Raw genomic sequence first — 15180 nt, forward strand, 5'->3', positions numbered from 1 at the left:
GAACACCCTATATGGCATACCTCGAGCCGCTGCTGACCACCGTTGGGCGGGCCCCGTACGACTCCTTGGCCTCGGCGATCACCGCGCCGGGATCGGTCCACGGCGGGATGTGGGTCAGCAGCAGCCGCTTGGCCCCGGCCCGCGCGGCCAGCTCACCCGCCTCGCGCCCGGAAAGGTGCAGCGCGGGCGGGCGATCCGGGCCGTGGGTCCAGGAGGCCTCGCACAGCAGCGCGTCCGCGTCCGCGGCCAGTTCCTCCAGTGCCGGGGTCATGGCGGTGTCCCCGGTATAAGCCAGCACGGTGTCGCCGTGCCGGATCCGGAAACCGAAGGCCTGGCACACGTGCAGCACCGGGAACACGGTGACCTCGAAGGGACCCAGGTGCAGGGTCTGCGCGGCCAGCGAATGGAAGGCGAACACGTCACCGAGGTCGGTCTCGGCGAGCTCCTTCGCACAAGGGGCGTGCGCCGCGGCCAACCGGCTCGGCGCCTCGGCGGGGGCGTACACGTCGAGTTTGTGCCGCCTCGGGTCGAAGGGCGGCTCGGGGTGGAACCGCCGGTGCACGATCAGCGAGGTGAAGTCCGCGCAGTGGTCCGGATGCAGGTGCGAGAGCAGCAGCGCGTCGATGGCGAACGGGTCGAGCAGGGCGGAGAGCACCGAGAGGGTCCCGTTGCCCAGATCCATGACCAGCCGATACCCCTCGGCCTCGACGAGATACCCGGAAGCGGGCGCGCCTGGCCCGGCGAAACTACCCGAGCATCCCAAGACCGTCAGCTGCACATTGTGCAGCGTTACATACTACGGAGGGGCATCAAAAGGGCGAGCGGTACGGACCACACCGTGATCCAGCTAGCTGTGTCCCAGGTCGGGGCCGAGACGGTGTCCTAAAAGCCGGGCGGCCAGCTTGTCGAAGGCGCCCTGGTCGCCGGTGGCGAGCACGACGTGCTCCGGTGGCTGGTCCTCCGGCGCGGCGAGCTCGGTCTCGGTGAGCACGCGCACCACATCCTTGGTGGTCTCCTCGGCGCTGGAGACGAGCGTGACCGAGTCCCCCATCGCGATCTGCAGTACCCCGGTGAGCAGCGGATAGTGCGTGCAACCGAGCACCAGGGTGTCCACACCGGCGCGCTGCAGTGGTTCCAGGTATCCCTGGGCGAGGCCGAGCACCTGCCGACCGGAGGTGATACCGCGCTCCACGAAGTCGACGAACCGCGGGCAGGCGGCACTGGTGACGGTGAGCCCGCTGGCAGCGACGAAGGCGTCCTGGTAAGCGCGCGACCGCACGGTCCCCTCGGTGCCGATCACCCCGACCCGCCCGCTGCGCGTGGTGTTCACCGCGCGGCGTACCGCGGGAAGCACCACCTCGATGACCGGGATGTCATAGCGTTCCCGCGCATCCCGCAGACAGGCCGCCGAGGCCGTGTTGCAGGCGATGACCAGCATCTTCACCCCGTCGGCCACGAGCGCGTCCATCAGTTCGAGCGCGCGGGCCCGCACCGTGGCGATCGGCAGCGGGCCATACGGGGCCACCGCGGTGTCCCCGATGTAGCGGATCGATTCGCCGGGCAGCTGGTCCATGATCGCCCTGGCGACCGTGAGCCCACCGACGCCGGAATCGAAGACGCCGATGGGCGAGGAGCTCGTGCTCACGTGCTGCTGTGTCGTCGGTTCGCTCGCAAGCCCGCTCACGGAGTACTGATGGTAGTCGGCGCGCTTTCCTCGCTCTTACGCTTGCCCGCTTTCGCTGCCTTGGCCGCGAGCCAGGCGGCCAGCACCCCGCCGAGCGCGCCGAACAGGTGCGCCTGCCAGGAGATGCCGGGATTCAGCCCGGGGATGAGCCCGAAAAGAGTGGAGCCCCAGAAGAACAACAGCACGATCGCCACGATGATCTGCCCGAAGCTGCGGTTGAACAGCCCGCGCACGAGCAGGAAGGCCAGCCAGCCGAAGGCGATCCCGGAGGCGCCGATGGTCACCCCGCTGCCGGTCAGCCATACCCCGATCCCGCTGACCAGCCAGATCAGTACGGTGGAGGCGATCCACGGCCCGATCCCCACCGCCATGGCGAGGAACCCGAAGATCAGCACCGGGATCGTGTTACCGAACAGGTGCGCCCAGCCACCATGCAGAAGTGGTGCCCACACGATGCCCGGCAGCCCGGAAAGCGACCGCGCATCGATCCCGTACTGACGCAGATCCCAGTGGAAGCCGAGCCAGTTCACCAGCGAGATCAGGTAAAGCGCCGCGGTGAACGAGACGATCACCAGGCCCGCGCGCACCGGGGAGGCGGGCAGGACGCGTTTGGTCAGCGAGTTGCTCGTGGCCGGTACCGGAGCGGGCTGCGTGGTCATGTCTCCACGGTAGCCCCGTGAATGGTCCATCGGCTCGGGGAGAACCCTGGGATTCCCCAGGGTTCGCGTGCGAGGATGCCCTCAATCGCGACAACCCGAGGGAGAGTTTCCGTGACCCTGCCGACCCGATCGGCCCTTTCCTGCGCGCCTTGGGCCGCAGGCGGCCCTACGATGCTCGGAAAGGAGCCGCTCTCGTGACCGAACGGCTCAGCGGCGAACCGCAGATCGTCACCGCTGCCCACATCCACACCATGACCGGTGAGCCCGCGCGGGCCTTCGCGTACTCCGGCGAGCGGATCCTCGCCACCGGGGAACTCGCCGAGTTGCGGGAGTCCTTCCCCGGGGCGCGGGTGCACGATTTCGGCGCGGCCACGGTGGTTCCCGGGTTCAACGACGCGCACCAGCACCCGACGATCTGCGCCGAGCAGACCCTGCAGGTCGACCTCTCCCCCGACCGCATCCGCGATACCGAGCAGCTGATCGCCGCGCTCGCCGAACGGGCCGCGCACACCCCGAAAGGCCAGTGGGTGATCGGTTCCGGATACGACCACTACCGCTCGGGCGGCGGCGTCGAGCTCACCCGCGCCGAGCTGGACCGTGCCTGCCCGGAACACCCGGCACTCGTGGTGAGCGTGACCCTGCACGCAGGCACGGTGAACACCGCGGGCCTCCGGCTGGCCGGACTGCAGCGGCCCGAGGACGCCCCGCCCGGTGGAGAACTCGGCGTCGGTGCCGATGGCGAACTGAACGGGGTCATGCACGACCAGGTGCTCTACGACCTCGCCTTCCCCGCGTTCACCAAGCGCGAGACGATCGTGCCCCAGCCCGAACCGGCCGACCTGCAGCAGGCGTTCTGCGATTTCGCGATGCGGCTGCACGCGGCCGGGATCACCTCGGCCGGTGACGCCCTTGTCGCCCCTAAGAGCTGGGAACTGCTCGATGCCGTGGAACGCAGCGGGCGGCTCACGCTGCGGGTCAACGCGCTGGCCTCCTACGACCACTTCGACTACTTCCGCGCGCTCGAACGCCCCGCACCGGACGCGGTGACCCGGCTGCGCCTCGGCGGGATCAAGACCTTCGCGGACGGCGCGGTCAACGGCGGCATGTGCCTCGTCGAGGAACCGGTGATCGGCGCGACGGGCAACGGGATCGCGCGCATGGAGCCCGAGGAGATGAACGAGGTCGTACGCACCGTGCACGATGCGGGCTGGCGGGTCGCGGTGCACGCCAACGGGGACCGCGCGGTGCGCTATGTGCTGGACGCCATCGAGGCCGCGCAGCAGGCGAACCCGCGCGCGGATGTGCGCCACCGGCTGGAACACACCAGCGTGCTCAACACCGAGGTGATCAAACGGATGGCCGCTCTCGGCGCGGTCGCGGTGCCGTTCGCCGAGTACGCGCTCGCGCACGGGGACAAGCTGCGCGCCTACTACGAGCCCGAGCGCCGTGAGCGGATGTTCGCCCACCGCGCGCTGCTCGATGCCGGGGTGCCCGTCGCCGGTTCCTCCGACTACCCGTGCGGGCCCTACGAACCGCTGTTCGCGATGCGCAGCTGCGTGGCCCGCAAGGACCGGACCGGCGCCGAATTCGGTCCCTCGCAACGGATTTCGGCCACCGAGGCACTTGCCCTGTTCACCACGGGCGCGGCGTACAGCTCGGCCGAGGAACACACCAAGGGCAAGCTCGCGGAGGGCCAGCTCGCCGATTTCGTGGTGCTCGACGCGGATCCGGCGCAGGTGGATCCGGACGAGCTCTCCGAGATCCCGGTGCGCCAGACCTGGGTCGGCGGCGAACGGGTCTGGGCCGCGGACGGCGAATAGGCAGGACCGGAACATGGACGAGAGTGGTGCGGGCACCGACAACGGCCTCCGGCACGGCATCACCGAACCGGCCCACCGGGGCGGCGAACGCACCGCCCTGCTCGGTTTCCTGCGCCGCCAGCGCGAACTGGTGGCGTGGAAGGTTCGCGATATCCCCGAGGAGGTGCTGCACTCGGTGTCCACGCCGAGCGGGCTGACGCTGCCCGGTGTGGTGCGCCACCTGACCAATGTGGAGCGCTCATGGATCCGGGACGTCTTCGCCGGGCAGGACGGACTGGTCTTCGACTGGACCGAGGCGGATCCCGACGGGGAGTTCCACGTGCCCGGCGAGGTCACCATGGCCGAATTGCTCGCCGACTACGCCGCCGAGGCCCGGCGTTGCGAGGCAGTGGTTTCGGCGGCCGCGTCACTCGACGTGCCCTCGGCCACGCGCGGCTTCTCCCTGCGGTGGATCCTGCTGCACCTGATCGAGGAAACCGCGCGCCACCTGGGGCACATCGACCTGCTCCGGGAGAAGGCCGACGGCCGGGTCGGTGAAGAACCGGGTGAGGAACCGAGCTAGGGGTTCCGGGAATCAGCTGAGCGTGCGCGGGGCGATCGTGACCGGCGCTCCGGCGACCGGAAAGTCGGTCGCGCCGGTGCAGTCCCCGATCGGCTGGTGTCCGGTCGCCGTGCGCACGTGCGCGGTCCGCACGGGCCTGGTACCCGGCGTCGGCTTGTCCCGATCGAGTTCGACCGTCCAGTACCGATCGATCCCGGCTTCGGCGTACTCGGCGAGTCTGGTGACGCCCTCGGTACGCCGGGATCCCGGGCAAAGCACCTCGACGACCGAGTGCGCACTCGACCTCCACCGCCGATGCCTCGGCGGGCAGCCCCGCTTCGAGCTGACTGGCCAGTCGCCGGGCGGCCCGCCGGTGAATCGGTAGTGGCCGCGGTGTCACCGCGAGCACGCCTCGGCACGTTCGAGCCGATGCCGGTCGTCCTCAGGCAGCCCCTCCCAGTCCGCGAGGGTCAGCAGGCGCGTCGGCCAACTCCTCATTTCAGGCCCACAAATGGCCGTCGAGACGCTCCGCGGCGTCGTCCAGGGTGCCCGAATAGGCCCCGGTGGACAGGTACTTCCAGCCACCATCGGCGACCACGAACACCACATCGGCCGGTTTGCCCGCACGCACCGCCTTGTCCGCGGTGGCGAGTGCGGCGTGCACGATCGCCCCGGTGGAGATGCCCGCGAAGATCCCCTCGGTCTCCAGCAGCTGGCGGGTACGGCGCAGCGCGTCGTAGGAACCGACGGAGTAGCGGCCGGTGAGCACATCCGGGTCGTAGAGCTCGGGAACGAAGCCCTCGTCCAGGTTCCGCAGCCCGTAGACGAGCTCGCCGTACCGCGGTTCCGCGGCGATCACCTGCACCTCCGGCTTCTGCTCGCGCAGGTACCTGCCGACCCCGACGAGGGTTCCGGTGGTGCCGAGCCCGGCGACGAAGTGGGTGACCGAGGGCAGGTCACGCAGGATCTCCGGGCCGGTGCCCGAATAATGCGCGCGGGCGTTGGCCGGGTTGCCGTACTGGTAGAGCATCACCCAGTCGTCGTGGTCCTTGGCGAGCTCCTTGGCGCGGCGCACCGCCTCGTTGGAACCGCCCTCGGCAGGCGAGTAGACGATACGCGCACCGTAGGCCGCGAGCAGCTGTTTGCGCTCCTCGCTGGTGTTCTCCGGCATCACGCACACCAGGCCGTAGCCCTTGAGTTTCGCCGCCATGGCAAGCGAGATCCCGGTGTTGCCGGAGGTGGGCTCGAGGATGGTGCAGCCCGCGGTGAGCCGCCCGTCCGCCTCGGCCTCCTCGATCATCCGCAGCGCGGGCCGGTCCTTGATGGAACCGGTCGGGTTGCGGTCCTCGAGCTTGGCCCACAGCCGCACATCCTCGCTCGGGGACAGCCGGGGAAGGCCGATCAGCGGGGTCTCGCCGAGGGCCTCGAGCAGCGAGGAGTAGCGCGCCACCTCAGCCTCCGGCGACGGCGGGCAGGATCGTGACGTTGTCGCCGTCGGCAACGGTGGCCTCGAGCCCGCCGGCGAAGCGCACATCCTCGTCGTTGACGTACACATTCACGAAGCGGTGCAGGTTCCCGTCCTTGACAAGGCGCCCCTTGATGCCACCGTGATTGGCTTCCAGGTCGTCGATCACCTCGGCGAGCGTGCCGCCCTTGGCGTCGACGGACTTCTCGCCGCCGGTGTGGGTGCGCAGGATCGTCGGGATCGAGACGGTCACGGCCATGGTGTTTCTCCTCGGAGTTCGGGTTCGGATACTGCCGGCGCTATCAACAACGTCAGGCGAGCCTGCGGTTATTCTGCTTATTCGACGATCGACACGTCTTCTTCGGTGACCACACCGTCGAGGATGCGGTAGGAACGGAACTCGTGGCTGTCCGGTTCCCTGGTGGACACCAGCACGTAGTGTGCGTTCGGTTCGGAGGCGTACGAGATGTCGGTCCGACTCGGGTACGCCTCGGTCGCGGTGTGCGAGTGGTAGATCACCACCGGTTCCTCATCGGCGGCGTCCATCTCCCGCCACACCTTGAGCTGCTCGCTCGAATCGAACCGGTAGAAGGTGGGCGACCGCTCCGCGTTGATCATCTCGATCATGCGGACAGGCCGATCCGATCCCTCCGGGCCTGCGATGACCCCGCACGCCTCGTCCGGGTGATCCCGGCGGGCGTGCGCGAGGATCGCGTCAACGAGATCTCGACCGATGCTCAACACGCATCCGATCCTACTGGTTGGCGCTGCCCGTTCCAGGGGATGAGATATCCAGCTCGAAGGTCTGGCCGCGCAGTTCTCCGGTACCGAACCCGGGGTGCGCCGTCTCCTCGGCGAGGCGGAACCCGGCCCGCTCGTAGATCCGCCGCGCGTCGGTGAGCACGTGCGTGGTCCACAACACGACCCTGCGATATCCGGTGCGGCGGGCGAACTCCACGCATTCGCGCACCAGCCGGGAACCCACCCCGAGTCCGCGCGCCCGGGGTTCCACGAGCAGGCAGCGCAGCCGCGCGGTCTCGGCGTCCGCGCGCATACAGAACACCGCGCCCACGGCCTCCCCGTCCAGCTCGGCGATCCACGCGGCCTCGCGCTCGGTGTCCCCGCGGGCGGCGAAATCGGCGATGATCCCAGCCACGAGGGTTTCGTAGCTCGCATCCCAGCCGTACTCCTCGGCGTAGCGCGCTCCGTTGCGGGCGATCACCTGGCCGAGTTCACCGGGCCGGGGCGCACGCAGCACCATCGTGCGCGACCGCGGCCGCTCACCGAGCACCTCGCGCACCGTACGCAGCGCGTCGAGCAGCCGATCGCGCTCGGCCCCGGTCAGGTCCGCCAGGTGCTCCCCGATGTGCGCCGAGGAGGCCCGATCCTGTTCGGCCTGCGCGGACCTGCCCCTCTCGGTGAGTGTGACCAGGTGTTTGCGCGCGTCCGCGGCGGGTTCCTTGACCGCGAGCCCATCGGTGGCGAACCCGCGCAGGATCCGGCTCAAGTACCCGGGATCGAGGCCGAGCCGGGTGCGCAGTTCGGTGGTGTCGATGCCCGGGGTCTCGGCGATCTCGTAGAGCACCCGGGATTCGGCCAGCGAGTAGCCGAGCCCCATGGCGCGATAGTCGAGCAGGCCGATGTGGTTGGTGTAGAAGCGGTTGAACGCGCGGACCTCGCCGATGGCATGCGAATCCTGCGACTGCTGCGACTTCGTTGTCGATTTCATTGCCCACCTCGAGGAACTCATTGACTCCGTCAACGAGTTTAGATGGCCAAACCCGCCGCTGTCACCAGCTGCGTCTGCACGAACTGCACCCAGGCCACGTTCACCTGGCTCGCCGCCACCCGGCCGAGCAGATCTCCGTCCCGGCGCACGTAGAGCCAGCGCGCGTGCGCGAGGGCGATGAACCAGTCGTCGACCATCCGCTGGTCGGTGAACCGAACCACCGCGGAACCGTCCCAGGCACGCAGTACCCGTTCGAGGGCGCCCAGGATCTCCGCGCGCAGCGGCTCGTCCCAGCGCCGGTGGAACTCCTCGTTCTCGCCCGGGTACACATCGGGGGCGAACCGGGCGAGGAACTGGCGCTGTCTGCGGCCGTCGCGGCGGTCCGAGAGCTTGGCGCCGAGTTCGGTGAAGATCACCCGCACCGAGACCGCGGTCGGTTCGGAGAACCGCAGCTCGGGAACCTCGCCGGGCACCGCTTCCACGTAGTCATGCATCGGTTGCCTCCTCGGGGGTGATGCGCGCGAGCATGCCGAACGCCAGCAGCCGTGCCGCGAGCTCCTCGGCCTCGCCCCGCTCCGGGTAGCTGCCCAGCTCGACCGACCCGTCGGCGTGGGCGCGCCGGGCGTAGCTCGCGGCGATCCCCTCGGACCAGCCGAACACGCGGTGCAGCGCGTAGGCGACCGCCTCACTCGCGTTCACATCGTCGGAGATCAGACTCAACCGCACCATGACCGTGCACGATATAGACCATGCCGCAGGAGAAGACAACGCATGCTGGCGAACCGCACGAGGCAGGCACGAGCGATCGGCTCAACTGGCTGCGCGCCGGGGTGCTCGGGGCCAATGACGGGATCGTGTCGACGGCGAGCATCGTCGTGGGTGTCGCGGGCGCCGGTGCCACCCCCGCCGCCGTACTCACCGCGGGAGCGGCCGGGCTGTTCGCCGGTGCGATGTCCATGGCCTCCGGGGAGTACGTCTCGGTGTCCAGCCAGCGCGATGCCGAGCAGGCGATGCTGGCCGAGGAGCGCGCCGAGCTCGCCGAGGATCCCGGGGCCGAACTGACCGAGCTCGCCGGGATCTACGAGGCCAGGGGGCTCACCCCGGAACTGGCCCGCCAGGTCGCCGAGCAGCTCTCCGCGCACGATGCACTCGGTGCGCACGCCTCGGCCGAGCTCGGCATCGACCCGGATCACCTGGCCAGTCCCTGGCAGGCGGCACTGAGCAGTTTCCTCGCGTTCAGCGCCGGCGCGATCCTGCCGCTGCTGTCCGGGGTGCTGCTCACCGATCCGTACCGGGTTCCGGTCACCGGTCTCGTGGTGATCCTGGCGCTGACCATCACCGGCACCACCAGCTCCCGGCTCGGGCACGCGCCGCGGCTGCGGGCCACGGTGCGCAATGTGCTCGGCGGGCTGCTCGCGATGGCGGTGACCTACGGGATCGGCACCCTGGTCGGGCACGCCATCTAGGGCTGTTCCCTGGTGGCGGAGCCGCTTCACACTGCTGGCAACCGGCACCGCGGCGGGTTCTCAGGCGTCTCGTCGCGAGGACAGCGCCGACGTGGTGTGTCGGCATACCTGAGGAGACGATCCCGGAGCGAGGGGCGCATGAGGTTCCGCCACCCGCACCGCCACTCAGGCTGCCACGCGACCAATTCTCAGCCGAACGCTTCCGGCCAGACATCCCGGTAGGCGGGCACCCCGTCGAGCCCGGTCGCGGCGAGCAGGCCGTGCACCATGGCGCGGGTGAACACCTCGGCGGCCGCGGTGCCCAGTTCGTCACGCACCCGGGGATCGGCGATCGGCGCCTCGGTCCCGGTGGCCATGGCGAACACGGTGTCCCCGTCGAACATGGAGTGCGCGGGCCGTACCGCCCTGGCGAGCCCGTCCTGACCGGACATGGCCAGGCGCTGCGCGGCGGCCTTGTCCAGCGAGGCGTCCGTGGCGACCACACCGATGGTGGTGTTGAGCGGGTTGGGAAACTCGACCAGTTCGGCAGGCCGGTTCGGAATGGCGATCCCGTAGTCCCCCTCGGCACCGGGATCGATGCCGTACGGCCGCCCGGTCGCCGCGTCCACGGCCCGCCCGGCCGCGTTCACCGCGACCAGCGCGCCGAGGGTGTATCCGGCGGTGGTGCGGGTGCTCGCGGTGCCGATCCCCCCCTTGAGCCCATCGGTGGTCGCCCCGGTCCCCGCGCCGACGGTGCCCTGCTCGACCCGGCCCCCGGCCGCGGCACAGGCGAGGTAGCCGAACTCGGCGTCGGGACGGTTGCCCCAGTCCGAACGCGGCAGGTCGAACAGCACCGCGGCGGGCACGATCGGCACCACCATGTGCGGCCGGGTACCGACCGGGAGCCCGTGCCCGTGTTCACCGAGCCAGCGCATCACCCCGTCCGCGGGAGCGAGCCCGTAGGCGCTGCCCCCGGAAAGGCACACCGCGTGCATCCGCTGCACCAGGTTCTGCGGGGCGAGCAGATCGGTCTCCCGGGTCCCCGGCGCCCCTCCCCTGCTGTCCACGCCACCGGTCGCACCCGCGAGGCAGCGCACCACGGTGGTCCCGGTCGCCCAGCCGGTTTCGAGGCGCTGATGCTGCCCCACCTCGATGCCCGCGACATCGGTGATCGAGCCGCTCATAGGCTCACCCCTCACAGAACCCGCAGCAGGCTGTCCTGCATCCAGGTCAACCAGTGGTAGACGGCGAGCTGGGCGGCGCGTGGATCATCGGAGGGAAGCTGTTCGGGCATGTCCTCGGTGACCCCGATCATCGAGCCGAGCGCGAGCCGCAAATCGTTGAGCGCGGAAAGCCAGGAGCTCGCGGTCTCCTCGTCCAGCGAGACGGTCCCGCCGTCGGCGGGCACGGTCTCCAGCAGGGTCGCGGCCACGCCCTGTTTCGCGGCGAGCAGTTCGGGCTCGTGCAGCGAACGCAGCGCGGCCGCCGAATCCGCGTACTCCGCGCCCTCCGCGGTGTCCATCCGGTGGAAATCCGGAAGCAGCCGGGACAGCACCGGATCCCGCGGCGCGGTGGCGGGCCCGGTACGGATGCCGGTGAGTTCGGCGAGCTCGTCCTGCGGGGTCTCGCTCTCCCGCTCGGCGAACAGTTCGGTCAGTTGCTCGACGAGGGTACGCAGCAGAGCCGCCTCATGCCGGTCGAGTTTGGCGAGGATGCGCTCGCCCTTGCGCCGCCAGTGCTTCATGCGCCCGGCTGCTCCATGGTCGCCCACAGCCCGGCCGCGTGCAGCCGCGAGACATCCCCCTCGACCTTGTCCTTGGAACCGGTCGACACGATCGCCTTTCCCTTGTGGTGCACGTCGAGCATGAGGCTGGTCGCCTTGTCCTTGCCGTACCCGAACAGCTTCTGGAACACGTAGGTCACGTACGACATGAGATTGACCGGGTCGTTCCACACCACCGTCTGCCAGGGCAGGGCGGCACCGGCCTGTTCGGCGCGCTCCTGCTCGACTTCCGGGGTCGCCTGGGTGGACATGACTCCATGGTGGCACATCCGTTGCGGCGACTCGGCGATGAGATCGCCCGGAAACCGTGGTGATCGGGTTACCGTACGCAGCGTGACAGGCAGTATTTTGCATCGGCGGATGCGTGCACACGATCCCGATGAGCCGCATCGCGCGGCGACCCCTCTCGAGCTGCTGTTCGACCTGGCCTTCGTGGTCGCGGTCGGCTTCGTGGTGGAAGAGCTCGCGCACGCAGTCGAGCAGGGCCACGCGGGACTCGGCGCGGGCCGGTTCCTCATGGTGTTCTTCGCGATCTGGTGGGCCTGGGTGAACTTTTCCCACTTCGGCTCGGTCTACGACACCGATGACGCGCTGTATCGCGTGCTGACCATGGTGCAGATCGGCGGGGTGCTGGTGCTCGCGGCCGGGGTGGAGCCCGCCTTCACCGAGGCCGATTTCACCGTGATCGTGATCGGCTACGTGATCATGCGCATCGCGATGGTGTGCCAGTGGCTGCGTGCCGCGGTGGAGTACCCGCAAGCGCGCAGGAGCTCGCTGTTCTTCGCGGGCGGGATCCTGATCGTGCAGCTGGGCTGGATCGGGCGGCTGTTCCTGCCCGACTCGCTCGCGATCGCCAGCTTCATCGTGCTCGCGGTGCTCGAGATCGCCGTCCCGGTGGTCGCCGAATCCGCGGGCGGGACCACCCAGTGGCACCCCGGCCACCTGGCCGAGCGCTACAGCCTGTTCATCATCATCGTGCTCGGTGAGCAGGTGGTCGGTTCCACCAACGCGCTCGTCGAGGGTTTCAAGGAGCCGGACCACCTCACCGAGCTGATCGGGGTCGCCGTCGGCGGGCTCGTGGTGTTCATGGCGCTGTGGTGGCTGTACTTCGACCGGTTCGAAGATCACCCTCGTACCCTGCGCGGCACGCTGACCTGGGCGTATGGGCACTACTTCCTGCTCGGCGCGATCGCGGCCGCCGGAGCGGGGGTCGAGGTCGCGATCGTCGCGGTGAGCAAGGATGTGCCCGCCGGACCGGCGCTCGCGATCCCGGTGGCGGTGTATCTGCTCGGGCTCTGGCTGCTCTACGGCGGGCCGAAGGCGAACCTGGTCGGCAAGATCGCCGGGCCGCTCGCCGCGGTCCTGATCCTGGCCGGGGCGTTCACTCCGGCCGCCTTCTGGGTCACCGTCGCGGTCCTGGTGATCTTGGTCGCGGTGAAAACGGTGAGCGCTCGCGGTGAATCCGAACCGGCCTAGGCTCGGTGCCATGTCGTCCACGGCACTGCTGACCGACCATTACGAACTGACCATGCTCGCGGGCGCGCTGCGCGATGAGCGCGGCATGATCCCCTGTGTGTTCGAGGTCTTCGGGCGCCGGTTGCCCGACGGCCGCCGCTACGGGGTCGTCGCGGGCACCGAACGAGTGCTCGAGGCGATCGCGGACTTCCGCTTCGGTGAGCCGGAACTGGAGTACCTGCGGGCGCATGAGGTCGTGGACGAGCGCGCGCTCGACTGGCTGGCCGGGTACCGGTTCACCGGCGATGTGGACGGGTATCCCGAGGGCGAGCTGTACTACCCGGGATCGCCGATCCTGACCGTGCACGCGCCGTTCGTGGTCGGCGTGGTGCTGGAGACGGTGATCCTGTCGATCCTCAACCACGACAGCGCGATCGCCTCCGCCGCGGCCCGGATGGCCTCGGCGGCCGGGGAACGCCCGATGATCGAGATGGGTTCGCGGCGCACCCACGAGCAGTCCGCGGTGGCCGCGGCCCGGTCCGCCTACCTCGCCGGGTTCGCCTCCACCTCGAATCTGGAGGCGGGCCGCAGGCACGGCATCCCGACCAAGGGCACCTCGGCGCACGCGTACACACTGCTGCACGAGACCGAGGAGCAAGCGTTCGCCTCACAGGTCGCCGCGCTCGGCCCGGGCACCACCCTGCTGGTGGACACCTACGACATCACCGAGGGCATCAACACCGCGGTCCGGGTCGCGGGCACCGGGCTCGGCGCGGTGCGCATCGACTCCGGGGATCTGGGCGTGATGGCGCACAAGGCCCGCGAACAGCTGGACCGGCTCGGCGCGCACGACACCAGGATCGTGGTGTCCGGGGACCTCGACGAGTACGCGATCGCCGCCCTGCGCGCCGAACCCGTGGACGCCTACGGGGTGGGCACCTCCGTGGTGACCGGATCCGGTTCCCCGACCGCCGGACTGGTCTACAAGCTGGTCGAGGTGAACGGGCGCGCGGTGGCCAAACGCAGCTCGCACAAGGCCTCCATCGGCGGCGCGAAGGCCGTGCTGCGCAGGCACAAGGAAACGGGCACCGCGCTGGAGGAGGTCGTGCACCCCTGGAGCAGGCAGGTGCCGCTCGGTGCGCACGACACCAGGATCACCACGCCGCTGCTGCGCTCCGGTTCCCCGGTCGAAGGCCTGCCGGCGCTCGCCGATTCCCGGGAACGATTGCGTGACGCTCTGGTGCGCGTGCCCTGGGAAGGGTTGAAACTGTCGAGGGGCGAACCGGCGATCCCGACGACCTTCCTGGAGTAGACATGAGCGAGCTTGCGAGCGAACCATCGTCACCGGTGCGCGCACTGCTTGTCGTGGATGTGCAGAACGACTTCTGCGAGGGTGGCGCGCTCGCGGTCGCCGGCGGCGGGGCGGTCGCGGCGGCGATCAGCGCGCACCTGGCAGCCGAGCGGTACGAGCACATCGCGGCGACCCGGGACTATCACATCGATCCCGGGGAACACTTCGCCGCGGAACCGGATTTCGTCACGTCCTGGCCGGTGCACTGTGTCGCGGGTACCCCTGGCGCGTCCTTCCATCCCGAGCTGGATGTCGCCCCGATCGGCGCGGTGTTCTCCAAGGGGCAGTACTCGCACGGCTACTCGGGTTTCGAGGGGACCGGGCTCACCGCCTGGTTGCGCGCGCGTTCGGTGGACCAGGTGCACATTGCGGGCCTGGCCACGGATCACTGCGTGCGCGCGACCGCGCTCGACGCGGCCCGCGAAGGTTTCCCGACCACGGTGCTGCTCGACCTGTGCGCGGGTGTTTCCGAGCAGACCGTGGCCGATGCCCTCGAGCAGCTGCGCGCGGCAGGGGTACACCTGGTCTAAGACGTCACGGTGTTCAAGACGTCACCGTGCAGTGCACCGAGCCGACGTAGATGTCCCCGGATGCGGGCCCGCCCTCCGGGAACAGCTGCACGTGCAGCGCGTTCATGGTGAGGCTGCCGTCCCGCGTGGGGGATGGCACCACCTCGCCGAAGGTCAGCTTCGCCAGCGGCTTGTCGCCCTGCCCGGCTCCGGGCACGGTCACCGAGTAGTCGGCCGGAACCTTCTCCGGTAGCTCGACCCCGTAGTAGCCGCCGACCGAGAACCGTGCGGCGCTCTGGCCCGTCGTGCCCTCGCAGCCCGCCTGGTAGGAGGAGAAACCGATCTCCGGTCCGCCGTAGGCACGCAGCGCGGTGAGCCGGAAGTCCGCCCCGGTGGCCGACATCGTGGTCTTCTTGTGCGCGGTGTCCTGGGCACAGCTGCTCTGGCCCTTCCCGAAGGCGGCCACATCGTCCTGTGTCACGCCCTCGGTCGGGAACTCCCCCGGATGCGCCAGATCGCACGGCGCGAGTGCGTCGATCGTGGTGTTCTTTCCGTCGATGACCACCGAGGCCGAGCCGAGACTGGCCGTGCCCGCCACCGTCGCCGCCGTGGCGTTCGCGGCCGCCGCTCCCACCAGCAGACCGCACGCGCTCAGCCCGAAGGCAGTCATCGCCCTGCGTATCAACATGCGCACAGCTTTCCGAGGTGTCCTCCCCGGAACAAGTCGCCCGACCGGGTA

The 15180-nt window shown here is 69.7% G+C and carries 20 protein-coding genes; 6 read left to right on the top strand and 14 right to left on the bottom strand.

Annotated features, from left to right (window positions below; genetic code table 11):
• Positions 1–7 precede the first annotated feature (7 nt).
• The 3 genes from A37U_RS46325 to A37U_RS0131495 all read right to left on the bottom strand — a co-directional run bounded on the left by A37U_RS46325 (position 8) and on the right by A37U_RS0131495 (position 2343).
• The gene (locus A37U_RS46325; protein ID WP_040589127.1) at positions 8–778 is read right to left on the bottom strand and encodes an MBL fold metallo-hydrolase; all 771 of its coding nucleotides are present in this window, start codon (positions 776–778) and stop codon (positions 8–10) included.
• Positions 779–847: 69 nt separating this feature from the next.
• Positions 848–1645: a glutamate racemase gene (gene murI / locus A37U_RS0131490; protein WP_026197799.1), complete on the bottom strand. Its 798-nt coding sequence runs from the start codon at positions 1643–1645 to the stop codon at positions 848–850.
• A gap of 35 nt (positions 1646–1680) precedes the next feature.
• The gene (locus A37U_RS0131495; RefSeq protein WP_020500666.1) at positions 1681–2343 is read right to left on the bottom strand and encodes a rhomboid family intramembrane serine protease; all 663 of its coding nucleotides are present in this window, start codon (positions 2341–2343) and stop codon (positions 1681–1683) included.
• A 194-nt stretch (positions 2344–2537) separates the two neighbouring features.
• On the opposite strand from A37U_RS0131495, the gene A37U_RS0131500 reads away from it, so the two are divergent.
• Together A37U_RS0131500 and A37U_RS0131505 are read left to right on the top strand one after the other, a co-directional pair.
• Positions 2538–4163 carry an amidohydrolase gene (locus tag A37U_RS0131500; RefSeq protein WP_020500667.1) on the top strand — a complete coding sequence of 542 codons (1626 nt, stop codon included), beginning with the start codon at positions 2538–2540 and terminating at the stop codon, positions 4161–4163.
• A 13-nt stretch (positions 4164–4176) separates the two neighbouring features.
• Positions 4177–4725 (top strand): DinB family protein, encoded by a 549-nt coding sequence (locus A37U_RS0131505; protein ID WP_020500668.1) that lies wholly within the window; start codon positions 4177–4179, stop codon positions 4723–4725.
• A gap of 12 nt (positions 4726–4737) precedes the next feature.
• On the opposite strand, the gene A37U_RS0131510 is transcribed toward A37U_RS0131505, so the two are convergent.
• The 7 genes from A37U_RS0131510 to A37U_RS0131540 all read right to left on the bottom strand — a co-directional run bounded on the left by A37U_RS0131510 (position 4738) and on the right by A37U_RS0131540 (position 8627).
• On the bottom strand, positions 4738–4983 hold the full coding sequence (locus tag A37U_RS0131510) for a hypothetical protein (RefSeq protein ID WP_020500669.1): 246 nt from the start codon (positions 4981–4983) through the stop codon (positions 4738–4740).
• A 220-nt stretch (positions 4984–5203) separates the two neighbouring features.
• Positions 5204–6154: a PLP-dependent cysteine synthase family protein gene (locus A37U_RS0131515; protein ID WP_020500670.1), complete on the bottom strand. Its 951-nt coding sequence runs from the start codon at positions 6152–6154 to the stop codon at positions 5204–5206.
• Between the two features lies 1 nt (position 6155).
• Positions 6156–6428: a MoaD/ThiS family protein gene (locus tag A37U_RS0131520; RefSeq protein ID WP_020500671.1), complete on the bottom strand. Its 273-nt coding sequence runs from the start codon at positions 6426–6428 to the stop codon at positions 6156–6158.
• A gap of 77 nt (positions 6429–6505) precedes the next feature.
• Complete coding sequence (locus A37U_RS0131525) at positions 6506–6913, bottom strand: Mov34/MPN/PAD-1 family protein (RefSeq protein ID WP_020500672.1); 408 nt, start codon at positions 6911–6913, stop codon at positions 6506–6508.
• A 10-nt stretch (positions 6914–6923) separates the two neighbouring features.
• Positions 6924–7898 carry a bifunctional helix-turn-helix transcriptional regulator/GNAT family N-acetyltransferase gene (locus A37U_RS0131530; protein ID WP_020500673.1) on the bottom strand — a complete coding sequence of 325 codons (975 nt, stop codon included), beginning with the start codon at positions 7896–7898 and terminating at the stop codon, positions 6924–6926.
• 38 nt (positions 7899–7936) lie between these two features.
• The gene (locus A37U_RS0131535; RefSeq protein WP_020500674.1) at positions 7937–8392 is read right to left on the bottom strand and encodes a DUF2017 family protein; all 456 of its coding nucleotides are present in this window, start codon (positions 8390–8392) and stop codon (positions 7937–7939) included.
• Positions 8385–8627, bottom strand: coding sequence for an ATP-dependent Clp protease adaptor ClpS (locus tag A37U_RS0131540; protein WP_020500675.1), 243 nt, complete (start codon positions 8625–8627; stop codon positions 8385–8387). The genes A37U_RS0131535 and A37U_RS0131540 overlap by 8 nt, the downstream gene beginning before the upstream one ends.
• A gap of 20 nt (positions 8628–8647) precedes the next feature.
• Between A37U_RS0131540 and A37U_RS0131545 the strand changes: the two genes are divergently transcribed.
• Positions 8648–9364, top strand: a complete 717-nt coding sequence (locus tag A37U_RS0131545) for a VIT1/CCC1 transporter family protein (RefSeq protein WP_020500676.1) — start codon at positions 8648–8650, stop codon at positions 9362–9364.
• Positions 9365–9552: 188 nt separating this feature from the next.
• Here A37U_RS0131545 and A37U_RS0131550 read toward each other — a convergent pair whose 3' ends face one another.
• The 3 genes from A37U_RS0131550 to clpS are packed head-to-tail and all read right to left on the bottom strand — an operon-like array spanning position 9553 to position 11377.
• Positions 9553–10527, bottom strand: coding sequence for a P1 family peptidase (locus A37U_RS0131550; protein WP_020500677.1), 975 nt, complete (start codon positions 10525–10527; stop codon positions 9553–9555).
• A gap of 11 nt (positions 10528–10538) precedes the next feature.
• Positions 10539–11087: a DUF2017 domain-containing protein gene (locus A37U_RS0131555; protein WP_020500678.1), complete on the bottom strand. Its 549-nt coding sequence runs from the start codon at positions 11085–11087 to the stop codon at positions 10539–10541.
• Positions 11084–11377: an ATP-dependent Clp protease adapter ClpS gene (gene clpS, locus A37U_RS0131560; RefSeq protein ID WP_020500679.1), complete on the bottom strand. Its 294-nt coding sequence runs from the start codon at positions 11375–11377 to the stop codon at positions 11084–11086. The genes A37U_RS0131555 and clpS overlap by 4 nt, the downstream gene beginning before the upstream one ends.
• An 82-nt stretch (positions 11378–11459) precedes the next feature.
• Here clpS and A37U_RS0131565 point away from each other — a divergent pair, with 82 nt between their 5' ends.
• From A37U_RS0131565 to A37U_RS0131575, 3 genes are read left to right on the top strand one after another with little or no spacing between them, the layout of a single operon-like run.
• Positions 11460–12602 carry a low temperature requirement protein A gene (locus A37U_RS0131565; protein ID WP_026197802.1) on the top strand — a complete coding sequence of 381 codons (1143 nt, stop codon included), beginning with the start codon at positions 11460–11462 and terminating at the stop codon, positions 12600–12602.
• A 10-nt stretch (positions 12603–12612) separates the two neighbouring features.
• A complete protein-coding gene (locus A37U_RS0131570) occupies positions 12613–13893 on the top strand; it encodes a nicotinate phosphoribosyltransferase (protein ID WP_020500681.1) in 1281 nt (426 codons plus the stop codon).
• A gap of 2 nt (positions 13894–13895) precedes the next feature.
• The gene (locus A37U_RS0131575; protein WP_020500682.1) at positions 13896–14462 is read left to right on the top strand and encodes an isochorismatase family protein; all 567 of its coding nucleotides are present in this window, start codon (positions 13896–13898) and stop codon (positions 14460–14462) included.
• A 13-nt stretch (positions 14463–14475) separates the two neighbouring features.
• On the opposite strand, the gene A37U_RS46330 is transcribed toward A37U_RS0131575, so the two are convergent.
• Positions 14476–15129: a hypothetical protein gene (locus A37U_RS46330; RefSeq protein ID WP_157183136.1), complete on the bottom strand. Its 654-nt coding sequence runs from the start codon at positions 15127–15129 to the stop codon at positions 14476–14478.
• Positions 15130–15180: the final 51 nt, after the last annotated feature.

This window comes from Sciscionella marina DSM 45152 (assembly GCF_000379465.1).
In the GTDB taxonomy this organism is placed as follows: Bacteria; Actinomycetota; Actinomycetes; order Mycobacteriales; family Pseudonocardiaceae; genus Sciscionella; species Sciscionella marina.